Source organism: Sediminibacterium salmoneum NBRC 103935, from assembly GCF_000511175.1.
Lineage (GTDB): Bacteria > Bacteroidota > Bacteroidia > Chitinophagales > Chitinophagaceae > Sediminibacterium > Sediminibacterium salmoneum.
In genome coordinates, this window is the sequence record NZ_KI866530.1 from 722,857 (window position 1) to 737,839 (window position 14,983).

The 14,983-nt window shown below is 39.6% G+C and carries 13 protein-coding genes; 10 read left to right on the forward strand and 3 right to left on the reverse strand.

The genetic code is table 11. The features are described from left to right. The first annotated feature begins 49 nt into the window (after positions 1-49). The 8 genes from P767_RS0103560 (at position 50) to P767_RS17445 (ending at position 8,138) form a co-directional block, all read left to right on the forward strand. Positions 50-1,234 carry an acyl-CoA dehydrogenase family protein gene (locus P767_RS0103560; RefSeq protein ID WP_026763432.1) on the forward strand — a complete coding sequence of 395 codons (1,185 nt, stop codon included), beginning with the start codon at positions 50-52 and terminating at the stop codon, positions 1,232-1,234. Then, the gene (locus P767_RS0103565; protein WP_037351601.1) at positions 1,234-1,740 is read left to right on the forward strand and encodes a shikimate kinase; all 507 of its coding nucleotides are present in this window, start codon (positions 1,234-1,236) and stop codon (positions 1,738-1,740) included. The genes P767_RS0103560 and P767_RS0103565 overlap by 1 nt, the downstream gene beginning before the upstream one ends. After that, positions 1,733-2,125: a DUF423 domain-containing protein gene (locus P767_RS0103570; protein ID WP_026763434.1), complete on the forward strand. Its 393-nt coding sequence runs from the start codon at positions 1,733-1,735 to the stop codon at positions 2,123-2,125. The genes P767_RS0103565 and P767_RS0103570 overlap by 8 nt, the downstream gene beginning before the upstream one ends. An 84-nt stretch (positions 2,126-2,209) precedes the next feature. Further along, a complete protein-coding gene (locus P767_RS0103575; protein ID WP_026763435.1) occupies positions 2,210-4,837 on the forward strand; it encodes an FtsK/SpoIIIE family DNA translocase in 2,628 nt (875 codons plus the stop codon). 96 nt (positions 4,838-4,933) lie between these two features. After that, the gene (locus P767_RS0103580) at positions 4,934-5,563 is read left to right on the forward strand and encodes an outer membrane lipoprotein periplasmic chaperone LolA1 (RefSeq protein ID WP_026763436.1); all 630 of its coding nucleotides are present in this window, start codon (positions 4,934-4,936) and stop codon (positions 5,561-5,563) included. 108 nt (positions 5,564-5,671) lie between these two features. After that, entirely contained in the window at positions 5,672-6,808 is a 1,137-nt protein-coding gene (locus P767_RS15645) for an alpha/beta hydrolase (RefSeq protein WP_051417059.1), read from the forward strand. Continuing rightward, positions 6,805-7,899 carry an alpha-L-fucosidase gene (locus P767_RS15650; protein ID WP_051417061.1) on the forward strand — a complete coding sequence of 365 codons (1,095 nt, stop codon included), beginning with the start codon at positions 6,805-6,807 and terminating at the stop codon, positions 7,897-7,899. Before P767_RS15645 ends, P767_RS15650 begins: the two co-directional genes overlap by 4 nt. Further along, positions 7,893-8,138: a hypothetical protein gene (locus P767_RS17445; protein ID WP_157611351.1), complete on the forward strand. Its 246-nt coding sequence runs from the start codon at positions 7,893-7,895 to the stop codon at positions 8,136-8,138. The genes P767_RS15650 and P767_RS17445 overlap by 7 nt, the downstream gene beginning before the upstream one ends. Here the strand turns inward: P767_RS17445 and P767_RS0103595 are convergent. From P767_RS0103595 to P767_RS0103605, 3 genes are read right to left on the reverse strand one after another with little or no spacing between them, the layout of a single operon-like run. After that, positions 8,135-8,770: a response regulator transcription factor gene (locus tag P767_RS0103595; protein ID WP_026763437.1), complete on the reverse strand. Its 636-nt coding sequence runs from the start codon at positions 8,768-8,770 to the stop codon at positions 8,135-8,137. The genes P767_RS17445 and P767_RS0103595 overlap by 4 nt on opposite strands. After that, a complete protein-coding gene (locus P767_RS0103600) occupies positions 8,763-11,075 on the reverse strand; it encodes a tetratricopeptide repeat protein (protein ID WP_026763438.1) in 2,313 nt (770 codons plus the stop codon). The genes P767_RS0103595 and P767_RS0103600 overlap by 8 nt, the downstream gene beginning before the upstream one ends. Continuing rightward, positions 11,072-11,974 (reverse strand): ribonuclease Z, encoded by a 903-nt coding sequence (locus tag P767_RS0103605; protein ID WP_026763439.1) that lies wholly within the window; start codon positions 11,972-11,974, stop codon positions 11,072-11,074. The genes P767_RS0103600 and P767_RS0103605 overlap by 4 nt, the downstream gene beginning before the upstream one ends. A 229-nt stretch (positions 11,975-12,203) precedes the next feature. Here P767_RS0103605 and rpsO point away from each other — a divergent pair, with 229 nt between their 5' ends. Both rpsO and pnp read left to right on the forward strand, forming a co-directional pair. Next, positions 12,204-12,476, forward strand: a complete 273-nt coding sequence (gene rpsO, locus P767_RS0103610) for a 30S ribosomal protein S15 (protein WP_026763440.1) — start codon at positions 12,204-12,206, stop codon at positions 12,474-12,476. Positions 12,477-12,618: 142 nt separating this feature from the next. After that, a complete protein-coding gene (pnp, locus tag P767_RS0103615; protein ID WP_026763441.1) occupies positions 12,619-14,775 on the forward strand; it encodes a polyribonucleotide nucleotidyltransferase in 2,157 nt (718 codons plus the stop codon). The last annotated feature ends 208 nt before the right edge of the window (positions 14,776-14,983 follow it).

The following is a 14,983-nucleotide window of genomic DNA, read 5'->3' on the forward strand; positions in this document are numbered from 1 at the left end:
GGCAATTAGTAGTATTTTTGTATCATTAATTCAGATTTAAACTTCAACCATGGCTGCCAGAACAGATTTATTTCAATCCCCTGATTATTACCAGTTAGATGAATTGTTAAGTGAAGAACACAAGCTAATCAGAGATACGGTAAGAGCATATGTAAAAAAAGACATTTCTCCTATTATTGAAGATTATGCGCAGCGTGCTGAATTCCCTGAGCAAATAGTAGCTCAGTTGGGGGAATTGGGTTGTTTTGGGCCTACTGTTCCCACTCAATATGGTGGTGGTGGGTTGGATTATATCAGTTATGGACTGATGATGCAGGAATTGGAAAGAGGAGACAGTGGAGTTAGAAGTACGGCATCGGTTCAGGGTAGTTTGGTAATGTATCCAATTTATGCATATGGAAGTGAAGCACAGCGAAACAAGTACTTGCCTAAACTGGCATCCGGAGAATGGTTGGGTTGTTTTGGTTTAACAGAGCCCGATCACGGAAGTAATCCTGCAGGCATGACTACCAATATTAAAGATGCAGGTGATCATGTAATTCTGAACGGAGCTAAAATGTGGATCAGCAATGCTCCATATGCAGCGGTTGCGGTGGTTTGGGCCAGAAATGAGCAAAATGAAATTCAGGGTGTTATTGTAGAAAGAGGGATGGAAGGGTTTTCAACCCCTACCACACATGGTAAATGGAGTTTAAGAGCAAGTGCAACCGGTGAACTGGTATTTGACAATGTGAAAGTTCCCAAAGAAAATATTTTACCCAATGTAAAAGGACTAAAGGGCCCCTTGGGTTGTTTAACCAAAGCCCGGTATGGTATTGCCTGGGGAGCGTTGGGAGCTGCAATGGATTGTTATGATACTGCATTGCGTTATAGCATGGAGCGTCAGCAGTTTGACAGACCCATTGGTGGATTCCAGTTACAGCAAAAGAAACTTGCTGAAATGATTACAGAAATCACCAAGGCGCAATTACTAGTTTGGAGACTGGGTGTTTTAATGAACGAGGGTAAAGCAACGCCTCAGCAGGTTAGTATGGCAAAAAGAAACAGTTGTGAAATTGCTACTAATATTGCCAGAGATGCACGTCAGATGTTGGGAGGAATGGGTATTACCGGTGAATACAGCATTATGCGACATATGATGAACCTGGAAAGTGTTATTACTTATGAAGGTACCCATGATATCCACTTGCTGATAACAGGTATGGATGTTACCGGATACAATGCCTTTAAATAATGAAAATATTTTTACTTGGGTTGATGGGCAGTGGTAAATCGTTCTGGAAAAAAGAACTGGCTGCCAAACTTAAGTTGCCTGCCTACGACCTGGATCAATTGATAGAGGCAGTGGAAGAGACAAGCATTCCGGAAATTTTTGAAGCTTCCGGAGAAACTTATTTCAGAAAAACAGAAGCCAAAGTGCTGCGATGGTTTGGGGAGAAAAAGTCATTTGTTTTGGCTACCGGAGGAGGGGCTCCCTGTTTTCATGATAATATGAAGTGGATGAATCAGCAAGGGATTACGGTCTGGCTGGATGAACCGGTCTCTGTATTGGCTGAAAGGTTAAAAAATGAAACTGCCAACCGTCCCTTACTGAAGCATCTCAATAAAAACGGGCTGCAAGAATATTTAGAAAAACAATTAGGGGAAAGAACATCTTTTTATAGTCAGGCAAAAATCAGGTTGAAAGGAAATGAAATAAATCTGAAAACCCTGGTATTAAAAATTAAAGAATATGCATAAGGGTTTTATTATCACTGCAGCTATCCTCGGCGCATTGGCTGTAGGTCTGGGGGCTTTTGGGGCTCATGGGTTAAAAAGTCTGGCTACACCCGCTCAGCTTACTACTTATGAAACCGCTGTTAAATATCAGTTCTATCATGTTTTTGCACTACTAATGACTTCCTTATTGTATGCTTATTTTCCGGTAAGCGGGGTAATTTTAAGTGGCAAAATGTTTATTGCAGGAATGGCCATTTTTTCAGGATCTCTTTACCTGCTTACTTTTCTACAGATTGCAGGGTATACCCAATTCAATTGGCTGGGTGCCATTACCCCTATCGGGGGATTATTACTGGTTTTTGCCTGGATCTGGCTGGCTGTTTCGGTCTATCGTTTCAACGGATAGTGGAAAACTGCAAAAGCTTCAGGCTTTTTTGCACATTGTACTTCAACTAACAAGAAAAGGGTAGGCAAACAGTATATTTGATACATGGCAAATACCCTAAGAAAAAAGACGCCACCGCCACCAGACCCGGAAGAATTAAACCCGGATAAAGATGCCACAGTATCTGTTGCAGAAGTGGTAAAAGACGAAAGAACCGAAAAAATAATCGGATCTGCCTGTTTATTGTTGGCTGGATTTTTATTTATTGCTTTCACATCTTATTTGTTTACCTGGCAGGAAGACCAGGATAAAGTACAGCAATTCGGGGTTCAGATATTCTCAACGGATGACGTGAGAGTTAATAATTTACTGGGTGTATTGGGAGCATATATTTCTCACTCATTATGGTACAATGGATTTGGGTTAGCCTCATATTTATTTTGTACCATATTTTTTGTGATTGGGGTTAATTTGCTTTTTGGGAAAAAAGTTTTCAGGCTTTTGAGAAATGGAAAATATGTATTGGTAGGACTTGTTGTATTCAGTATGGCCAGTGCATTTATAACAAAAGGAGCTGAATTTTCCTGGGGGGGTGCAGTTGGTGAGTACCTGAATGAGTGGATGGAGAAATGGATTGGCAGAATGGGAACCGGAGCCCTTTTACTGCTTACAGTATTCAGTTATTTTATCTGGAGATTTAATCCGGTATTTTCATTGCCGGAATGGAAATGGAATAGCAGTGCTGCTCCTGATGATACCCTAGTTAGAAATTTAGCGGCAGATGATGAATTGCCTGAATCTGCTTTAGATCATTTTGAAGAAAATAACCCGGAGAAAGAAGAAGATCTGGAAAAAGAAGATCCGTTAATCAGCAGGAATAAACTGAAAAATGAAACCAGTGCTATTTCTGTAATTATGCCTGCTTCCGAACAACCAGGCAATCCAATGCACCATTTTGATGTGGTTGAAAAAGAATCCGGTTCAGAAGAAGATTCAATGAATCTGAGCCTTGAGTCAAATAATTTGGATGAAGCAGAAAGCACAACTAATACAAATGATGAACTGGAAGAGGAAGAGGAACAGGAAGAATGGCTAGAGGAAGAGGAAGAAGAGGAGGAAGAAGATTTGGAACCGTCTGAGGAGCTGGAACTGGAAATAAAGGATCAACCGGAACTTGTAACAGAAGCGGAAGCAGAAAGTATAGCAGCCACAGTGGGAAGTCTGGCTACCAAATACGATGTAACCCTCGATTTAAAAAATTATAAATATCCGGGACTCGATTTACTGGAAACACATGGCAGTGAAAAAATTGTACACGATCCTGCCGAGTTGGAAACGAATAAAAATCAAATCATAGCCACCCTTAAAAACTATGATATTGCCATACAACGAATTGCTGCAACCGTAGGGCCAACTGTAACATTATATGAAATTGTTCCTGCTCCCGGAGTGCGTATTAGCCGGATTAAAAATCTGGAAGATGATATTGCCCTGAGTCTGGCAGCATTGGGTATTCGTATTATTGCTCCCATACCAGGTAAGGGCACGATTGGTATTGAAGTTCCTAATGTAAGAAAGACAGTGGTGAGTATGAAAACCTTACTTGCCAGTGAGAAATTCCAGAATAGCAATTTCTCTTTGCCCATCGCGATTGGCAAAAAAATTGACAATGATAATTTCATTGTTGATCTGGCGACCATGCCTCACTTATTAATGGCGGGTGCCACAGGTCAGGGTAAGTCAGTAGGGTTAAATGCCATTTTGGTTTCACTACTTTACAAGAAGCATCCGTCACAACTAAAGTTTGTGTTGGTGGATCCCAAGAAAGTGGAATTGAGTCTGTATCGTGTAATTGAAAAACATTTTCTGGCCAAATTGCCAGGAGAAGAAGAGTCTATTATAACCGATACCAAAAAAGTGGTTTACACCTTAAATGCGCTTTGTATTGAAATGGACAACCGCTACGACTTATTGAAGGAAGCAGGTTGTAGAAATATCAAGGAATACAATGAAAAATTCACTGCCAGAAAGCTGAACCCCGAAAAAGGTCATCAGTATCTGCCTTTTATTGTATTGGTGGTTGATGAGTTTGCAGATTTAATTATGACTGCAGGCAAGGAAGTTGAAATGCCCATTGCCCGACTGGCACAGTTGGCCAGGGCAATCGGAATACATTTAATTATTGCCACACAGCGTCCTTCTGTAAATATCATAACAGGTACAATTAAAGCCAATTTCCCGGCAAGAATTGCATTCAAGGTTTCCAGTAAAATTGATAGCCGCACCATTCTGGACGCAGGTGGGGCAGAACAATTAATAGGAAAGGGAGATATGCTTGTAAGCTATAATGGGGAAATTACCCGTTTACAGTGCGCATTTGTAGATACCCCTGAAGTAGATGCGGTCTGTGATTTTATTGGCAACCAAAAGGGATATCCCCAGGCTTTTTTATTGCCGGAATATACAGATGAGAAAGATATGGAAGGCAGGGACTTTGATGCAAATGACCGGGATCCGCTCTTCGAAGATGCAGCCAGGCTGATTGTGAGCAGTCAGATGGGGTCTACTTCACTTATACAAAGAAGAATGAAACTTGGGTATAATCGTGCAGGCAGATTAATGGATCAGCTGGAAGCTGCTGGTATTGTTGGACCCAATCAAGGCAGTAAGGCAAGGGAAGTGTTGTTTAAAACAGATTCGGAATTACAGTCTTTTCTTGATACAATGATCTAGGTTTTGTCTAAAATTGAAGCCATTTTACCGAAACTTTAATACCTCAGGTCAAGCTAAATCGGTCGAAACTGTATATTTGCAGCCTAATTGATTTACATGCACAAATTATACATAGCTAGTTTACTTAGTTTCTGTACATTTTTTTTTACTCAGGCGCAAAATGATCCCAATGCCAAGAAAGTCATTGATGCTTTTGGATCTAAAGTAAAAGCCTCCAAAGGTATTACGGCTTCTTTTTCTCTGAAATCTTTCACCAGTAAGGGTAAAGCCAATGGGAATAAAGCCCTTTCCCTTTCTATGCGTGGTGAAAAATATGTATTGAAGCAAGGTAAAACCGAAATCATCTGTGATGGCAAGAATGTATACAATTTCGATGGTGCCAAAACCATAACCAAATCTGCAGTAGAAGAGAGTAGCCAGACCCTGAGCCCTCAAAAGTTATTGGCTGGTTCCTACGACAAGGATTTTTCTTATAAACTGGTAAACAGCAATGGCAACTTTAATGAAATTGAAATGGTACCATTGGATAAACGAAAGAATTTCCAGAAAGTCACTTTGTTTTTCAATAAGAAAACCAGTTTATTGTCTAAAGCAAGTATCGTAGATAAAAGTAATAATATTACAGAACTAGGTGTAAACAATATTAACCTGAATGCAAAGCTGGCCGATGCTATTTTTGTATTTACCCGTTCCAATTATCCTAAAGACGCTGAAATTCTTGATTAGGAATTACGATTGACTTTCCCTTTAATTGGGTAAGTCTCAATTAATATACATTCTATTTTTAAAGCCCCTTGTTTATCATGGGGCTTTAATTTTTCTTAATTTTAATACATGAGAAAGATTTTATTGTTTCTGATGATTGCATACAGTTCTGCACTTATGGCACAATATAGTGCAAGATTTGTAGTGACCAGTGTGGCTACCCGCAGTAATGAAGATATTTATCTCTCCGGTACTTTTAATAACTGGAATCCACAGGACCCTCAGTATAAACTAAAGCCTTTTAGCGGGGGGAGAAAAAGCATTGTATTGATTAATATGGCTCCGGGCACATATGCATTCAAATTCTCCAGAGGCCAGAATAAACAAGAGTCAACTGCCGATGGCAGGGATATAGCTGAGCGAATAATAGAAATAAGCGGTGATGTTTCCAACGAATTCGTTATTGAGGGATGGAAGGATGATTATCCGGAAAAACCAAAAGCATTTACTGCCAGTCCTCAGGTTAAACTAATGGATACGGCTTTTGCCATGCCACAGCTGAATGCTAAAAGAAGAATCTGGATTTATCTGCCCAAATCCTATTCGGGCAGCGATAAAAAATATCCGGTATTGTATATGCAGGACGGGCAGAATCTGTTTAATGAAAAAACTGCTTTTGCTGAAGAGTGGGGAGTAGATGAATGTCTGGATAGTTTACAGGGCAAAGGATTTAAAGAATGTATTGTAGTAGGAATTGATCACGGTGGTACCAAAAGAATCAATGAATACAATCCTTATGATCATTTTCAATATGGAAAGGGAATGGGGAATGAATATCTCCAGTTTATTGCAGAAACACTTAAACCATTTATAGACAGTAAATACAGAACACTGAAAGGGCGTGATTACACATATCTCGCTGGAAGCAGCATGGGTGGATTAATCAGTTGGTATGGCCAGCTGAAGTACGCTTCTGTTTTCGGTGGTGGGGCAATTTTCTCACCCTCATTCTGGATTTCTCCTCAGATTGCTGTTGATGCCCAGCAATGGGATGGAATGGATATGCTAAGAATGTATTTTTATACTGGCGGAAAGGAAGAGGCCAATGCGGTTAACGATTTAAACAAGATTGCAGGTATTATGCAAAAAAAGAAAAATGCTCAAATCAGAACGGTTGTTAATCCACTGGCACAGCACAGTGAAAAATATTGGCGACAGGAGTTTGCATCTTTCTATATTTGGATGAGTAATAACTGGAAAGAATGAAGTCAATAGCAGGTATTTTAATATGCATATTTTTTTGTCAGGGTGCCATTAGTGCGCAAAGCAGAAACCCGCTGCCCAGCAGCGCCCAGTTAAAATGGCATGAGAATAACTTTTATTTCTTCATGCATTTTGGCCCCAATACATTTACTGGAAAAGAATGGGGGGACGGGAAGGAAAAAACCTCCATTTTTAATCCATCCCAACTGGATACAGATCAGTGGTGTAAAATTGCCAAAGAGTCCGGTGCAAAAGGTATAATTATTACGGCGAAGCACCATGATGGATTTTGTTTGTGGCCCAGTAATTATTCTAAACATACGGTGCGCGAAAGTGCTTATAAAAAGGATATCCTGGCTATGCTTTCAGCATCCTGTAAAAAAGCGGGTCTTCTTTTTGGTGTTTATCTTTCTCCATGGGACAGAAACCATCCTGACTATGGTACTGAAAAATACAATGATGTATTTGTAAATATGCTCCAAGAAATTTTTCAAAATTACGGGCCCATCTGGGAGCTTTGGTGGGATGGTGCCAATGGGGAGGGACCAAATGGTAAAGTACAGCAATACGACTGGAAACGATACGAAAACTTCGTTAGAAAAATTTCACCCAAAACAGTCATATTCAGTGATATTGGACCAGATATAAGATGGGTTGGAAATGAAAGTGGATATGCAGGAGTTACCAATTGGAATTTACTGGATACGGCCGGATTTAAAAGAGGACTTGGAGCCCCCGGTCAGGATACATTGGAAACGGGTAATTACAAAGGGGCTAACTATATTCCAGCTGAAGTGGACGTAAGTATCAGGCCAGGCTGGTTTTACAGGGGTACCGAAAATGATAAAGTAAAATCAGCGGATCAGTTGTTTGGAATTTATTTGAAATCTGTAGGGAGAGGTGCTAATCTTTTATTGAATGTTCCTCCTGATACAAGAGGACTAATTGATGAAAATGATCAGAAAGCATTGTCTGGAATGAAACAGAAAATAGATGCATTGTATCAGACCGATTTATTGAAAACTGCTATTGTAAATGAAGCTGGCCCGGATAAAAATAATATTCAAAAAAATATACCTGGTTTTATTTGTTGAAATCTCCTGTTCCCTTTAATGGAGTCATATTAAGTGAACAGCTTAAATACGGACAGAAAATTGCATCGGCAACTATCAGCTTTTCTTTACATGGAGAACTGGTACATCAGGAAACCATTACAACAGTGGGTAGTCAGCGGATTCTTACATTGCCCAAACCCATGCAGGTATCGGAAGTAACAATTGTAGTGAATGAATCCAAGGGGATGCCACTGCTAAAAAGAGCAAAGGCTTTTTAAGAAGAGATCAGTTTATGCTCATAAGCCCATTTTACAAGGGATAGAATATTATTGGTCCCGGTTTTGCGGAATATGTTTTTCCGGTGAGTCTCAACCGTTCTAACTGCAATATTTAGTTTGTCTGCAATTTGTTTGTTAGATAAATCTTTTTCCATTAAGCAAATAACTTCAATTTCGCGTTGCGTTAAGTGTGCGGCTTCTACCTCATTTTTGGTTTGTGCAACGGAATCCAGGGCATCCAGGATTTCTTCCGGAAAGTATTGTCCTCCGCTTGAAATTTTCTGAATGGCAAATACCAGTTCTCTGGCATTGGTTTGTTTTAAAAGATAACCACTGATAGAGGCTTTTTGAACCAGTTGGTCAATTACAGTTCCTTCACCATTCATACTTAATGCCAGAATTTTAATGCCCGGATAAAGTATGCTAACCATCTCTGCTAATTCCAGCCCGTTCATTTCCGGCATCATCACATCCGTTAATAATACATCTACCTTTTGGGTAGACAACAAATCCAGCATTTCTTTTCCTGTATTGGCAGTAAGTGAAATTTCAATACTATCTTCATTTTTCAACAATGCTATCAGCCCGTCAATTACAATCTGGTGGTCGTCTACAATTCCAATCTTAATCATTGCTATTATTCACTTTTTGCGTTAATGGTATATAAATGGCTACCAGTGTGCCATTTCCCGGACTGGTATTCCATTCAACGGTACCTCCAAGATAATGAATCCTAGATTTAATATTGGATAGACCTATTCCCTCTGTATTGGTTTTCCCGATATCAAAACCTTTACCGTTGTCTTCAATCATAACATCAATACCATCTTCAGACTGATTGATGGAAATATCCAAAAGGGTAGCTCCGGCATGCTTGATTACATTGTTGACGCTTTCCTGAATCACCCTGTAAAGAACACCTTCCACATGTGAGGGAAGGGATTGAAAAATACCATCGGTTGATAAATTGATTTTTAAGTTCCGCTGATTAATCTGACCAATGAATTCCTGTACAGCTTTTGCCAGGCCTTTCACCAGTAATGCATTCGGCATCATAATATGACTTACCTGTCTCACCTCATCGCAGCTTTCTTTAACCAGGCTTAACGATTTGCTGAACAGGTCTGCGTCATCGGGAGATATGTTTTTTATTTGATCTTTAATAGCCTGTAAATTCATGTATGCGGCCGACATCATCTGACCAACTCCGTCATGTAAATCACTTGCAATTCTTTTCCTTTCTTTTTCTTCAGCATTGATTATTTCTATTGTGGCGTTTCTTTGTTGTTTCAGCAGTTCTCTCTGGTGGATGCTTTTCTGTATATTCTGTTTTCTTTTATGCAGGTAATAAATAAAGAGCGAGATAAGTCCCATGCTGGTAATAGCAATGATAATCTGATTGTTTTTTCTGTTTACTTCCAGTGCCTTTATTTTATTTTGCTCACTAAGCCGATTTATTTTATCTACATTAATACTCGAATCAAGCTGAGCCTGTAATATTTTTTTATTTTGTTCGCTTAGTAAGAAGCTATCTGAAATGAGTTGGAGATTTGCATTAGAAAGTTTTAGTTTTTGTTCTGCAATTTTTAAAAGATTCCGGTTAATGGCCAATTGCTGATTGGCGATTGTTAAAGACTTAATGGAGTCCGATTTGTTGAGCAATGAAATCGTGTATTCTTTTTTCTGTGTTTCATATCTGGTTTGCAATTCATTTACCTCTTTAATGACTTTGTTTCCCATGAATTTTTCATTGATCTCAACAAATTTGGTGCGATAATCAAGAGCGGACTTATAATTACCCATTGCGGAATCAAGACTGGCACGGTGATTATAGATTTCACCAAAAGTGTATTCGTCGGTTTTGGTTTCTATAGCTGTTTTTTCAGCTTTAATAAACCATTCCAGTGCCTTATTGTACTGACCTGATAATGAAAGTGCATAACCAATATTTTGCTCAATCAAAGCCACTCCGGCTGTGGACTGATTCATTCTTGCCAGTTCCAATCCTTTTTGTAAAAGCGGTATGGCTGCATCATAGTTTTTTTGCCGGATATTCATTGCCCCCAGATTATTATAAACAACCTGCAGCCCTCGTTTAAAATCTACCTTTGTAAAATGGTCAATGCTCTTATTTAATTCTTCCATTGCACTGGGGTAATTATTCATGTCTACATAAACGTTTGCCAGGTTTACATGAGCAATGCCTAAGTTCCTCCAGTCTTTAGATTGGGTATTAGACAGGATGGCTTTCCTGAAATATTCTATGGCTTTGGGGAAGTTTTTAGTTTGATAAAAGAGTCTTCCAATATTGTTCTGTGTTAATCCAATTGTTTTAGTGTCATTCAACTGTTCCTGAATTTCAAGTGATTTAATCAGGTATAGCAAAGCCAGTTTTGGTTCTGTTTTTTCCGTTAGCATTGATCCTGCATTATGATACAAGGCACTCAGGGATTTTTGATCATTCAATTGTTTATAAAGCAGTTCCGCTTTATTTAAATGTTCTGTTGCCAATGAATAGTCGGCAGACAATGTGTAGGCCTGACCCAACATGGCATGATTGGCCGCAATTTCGGTGGGTCGTTTTATCTGTTGCCATATCTGGAATTCCTGCAATAAGTAAGGCAAGGCTTTCTGAGGAACGCGTTTAACAATATAATAATTGGCATTGGCTCTTAATGCTGCTGCAATACCAGGCTTATAGTTCCATTTAGCTGATAGTTGCTGTAATTGCTGTGTGTTTTTAAATGTACTGCCAGAATCTGTAAAGGATTGGTAAAATGCCAGTTGTGCAAGCTTTTTAAGATGTCCCGTGTCTTTTAGTACAGAGGGGATATTTATTTTTAAACTGTCAATTTCTTTTTGGTACTGGGCTTCAGAAAAAAATGGAAATATTACACAGATAATAAAAAAACAAACAAAAGGCAGTTGCTTTTTCATATTTTAAACGTTACTCCCTCAATTGCCAGCTGGGTATTCGGAAAAACCTCTAAAGCTTCTTTCAGATAATCGTGTAACTCTTCAAACTTACTACTGAAGTGTCCAAGCAATAATCCTCCTGCATTTGCTTTTAAGGCAATGGTGGCAGCCTGAGTTGTGGTACTATGAAATCGGTCTGCTGCTCTTTCTTCCATGCCATTCAGATAAGTGGCTTCATGGTAAATCATAGTTACGTCCCTGGCAATGGTTGCCAGTCGCTCATCGTACAAGGTATCTGCACAATAGGCGTAACTTCGGGCAGGACTATTCGGAATGGTAACCTGGTCATTGTAAATAACCGTGCCGTCTTTTGCTGTATAGTCGTATCCTGCTTTTAGTGATTGATAGTATGCAGAAGGTATATGATTTTGAATTGCTCTTTCCTTGTCAATTTTTCTGGGGTCTTTTTTCTCCCTAATCAGAAATCCCCAACAAGGTATTCTATGTCGGGTTTGAAAAGTTTCCACCGAAAATTTAGATTCTTCCAGAATGATTCCCTCGTTTTCAAGTGGATGAAAAATTAAAGGGAAGGGAAGGGTAGTGGAAGCTACTTTTAGCTGAAGCTGAATAATTTCTTCCAATCCGGCCGGGGCAAATAAATGCAGGGGTTGTTCTCTGTTAAGAAGCGCCATGCTGCTGATTAATCCAATTAATCCGAAATAATGATCCCCGTGTAAATGAGAAATAAAAATATGGTTGAGTTTTCCTCTCCTGATTTTATACCGTGACAATTGCATCTGAGTGCCCTCTCCGCAGTCGATTAACAATAATTGATCGTAAATGGTAACAATTTGCGCACTTGGATGCCTGTCATAGGCGGGCAAGGCCGAATTGTTTCCTAAAATGGTTACTGCGAACATAAACGGGTTAGTAGAGGTATTAAAGTGGGAAGATACACAAATTATTATTTTTTACCCTGCATAACTGCATAAATTTATGAGTGTTTGGGGGTAAAATTCCTGTATCTCTTCCCATCCACCGAAGGGTTATAAAAAAAATCATATAATTTGTCTTTTTTCAGGAAAAATGGTACTTTTGCACCGAAAAAAAGAAAGAGTCTAATTCCGGAGTCTATTTAAAAATTTAGAGATGCCTTATTTAACTACAGAAAAGAAAGCCAGCATTTTTGCTGAATTTGGTGGAAAAGCTACTAACACAGGTTCTATTGAAGCGCAGATTGCTTTATTAACAGAGCGTATTTCGCATATTTCAAAGCACTTGCAAGCTAACAAACACGATCATTCAACTCAGCGTGGTTTAATGATGATGGTAGGTCAGCGTAAGCGTTTATTGTCTTATATGCAAAAGCACAACCTTACAGGATACCGCGCACTAATCGAAAAATTAGGTCTGAGAAAATAATTCTGCAGACATGTTATAAAGCCATTCCCAACTCACAATTTTTTGTAGTTGGGAATAGTTGTTTTATCCTGTATCTTACATTTTACCAATCAAACAGGTGATGGGCAATAAAGAATGCCCGGTCAACTACATTTTAAAGCGTATGTTATCACAACCAATAAGTGTTCAATTTAACCTGGACGAGAAGCGTCAGGTAACCATTGGAACAGGTAAGCTGGCCCGTCAGGCAGACGGAGCAGTAACCGTTCAGCAGGGAGACTGCATTATTATGGCAACCGTAGTTGCCAACAAAGACCCAAAGGAAGGGCAGGACTTTTTTCCATTGAGTGTGGATTATCAGGAGAAGTTTGCTTCTGCAGGTCGTGTTCCCGGATCCTTTTTCAAAAGAGAAGCCCGTTTAAACGATTATGAAATATTAACCAGCCGTTTAATAGACAGAGCGTTAAGACCTTTATTTCCTGAAGATTATTTCTGTGATGTTCAGGTATTGGTTACACTAATATCAAGTGATGCTGAAATTATGCCGGATTCTCTGGCTTGTTTGGCTGCATCAGCTGCTTTGGCTGTTTCAGATATTCCTGTAAAGGAAATTATTTCTGAAGTAAGAATTGCAAAAGTAAACGGAGTGATGATTGTTAACCCAACCCGTTCCGAACTGGCCAATGCAGATTTTGAATTTGTAATTGCTGCAACCGAGAAGAACCTGATGATGGTGGAAGGTGAAGCCAAAGAATGTTCTGAAGAAGAATTGGTAAAAGTGCTTGAAATTGCTCATGAAGCCATTCGTATACAAATCAAGGCTCAGGCCGATTTGAGAGATAAAAAAGGAGTTACCGGAAAGCGTGATTACAAAAAGCCGGAACAAGACGAGCAAATCAGAGAATTGGTTTACAGCTTTGCCAAAGACCGTGTTTATCAGATTTCCAGAAACGGATCTGCCAAGCATGAACGTACAGATGCTTATGCGGCATTAAAGGATGAGGTTATGGCTTCCTTACCGGAAGAGGTAACAGATCTGCAAAAGAAATTAGCAAAGAAATACTACGAAGACCTTAAGTGGGAAGTAGTGAGAAATATGATTTTAGAAGACCGTATCCGTTTAGACGGACGTCAGCTCGATCAAGTAAGACCATTGGCAATGGAAGTAGAACCACTTCCAACTCCACATGGATCTGCCTTGTTTACCAGAGGTGAAACCCAGTCATTAACTACGGTTACATTTGGTACCAAACTTGATGAGTTATTGGCTGAAACAGCTGCCAAGTCTGAATACTCCAAGTTTTTCTTACACTACAATTTTCCTCCATTCTCTACAGGTGAAGTGAAAATGATGCGCGGTGTGGGTAGAAGAGAAGTGGGTCATGGTAATCTGGCACAACGCTCTCTAAAGCAAATGATGCCTTCTTCTCTGGAATTCCCTTACACCGTTCGTATTGTGAGTGACATTCTTGAAAGTAATGGTTCCTCTTCAATGGCAACGGTTTGTGCCGGTTCACTGGCATTGATGGATGCGGGTGTTCCAATGCCCAAGCATGTAAGTGGTGTGGCAATGGGATTGATTACCCGCGAAGATGGCAAGTATGCCATTCTTACCGATATCCTGGGTGATGAAGATCATTTAGGTGACATGGACTTTAAAGTAACCGGAACCCGTGATGGTATCTGTGGTGTTCAGATGGATATTAAAGTAGACGGATTAAGCATGGAAGTAATGCGTGAAGCATTGGGACAGGCTAAGAAAGGTCGTCTGCATATTTTAGATGCCATGTACGAATGTATTCCTGCACACAGACCGGAAGTGAAGCCTCATGCTCCAAGAATGGTGAAGTTGATAATTGACAAGGAATTCATTGGTGCGGTGATAGGACCAGGTGGTAAAGTAATTCAGGAAATTCAACGTGAAACCGGTGCTACCGTAAATATTGAAGAGGTTGGCAATATGGGTGAAGTAAGCATTTTCTCTGCATCCAAAGACAGTCTGGATCATGCGGTAAGATGGATCAAAGGAATTACTGCCATACCAGAAGTAGGAGATGTATACGAAGGACCGGTAAAAGGTATCAAAGAGTTTGGTGCTTTTGTTGAATTCATGCCAGGCAAACAAGGTTTGTTGCATATCAGCGAAATTAGCTGGAGTCGCCTTGAGTCAATGGATGGTTTGTTCAAGGAAGGAGATATGGTTAAAGTTAAGCTGGTAGGTTTAGATCCGAAGACCGGCAAGTTCAAATTAAGCCGCAAGGCCTTAATGCCTCGCCCTGAACAGAAACCAAAAGAAAATAATCCGAATAAGGAAGCTTAATTGATCAATTGAAATACTGCAATGGCCCGTAAGGGCCATTGTTATTTTCATTAGTGCACATTTACTGATGTTTATATTTACGGCTATTTTCGTTTACTGATATTAAGATTTAAAGGAATAACAAAGAATTTATGACAGACAGCAAGTATATTGAAGTGGTAATTTTAGTAGAAGGGTTGCAGGAAAATCAATCAGATCTTTACATTGC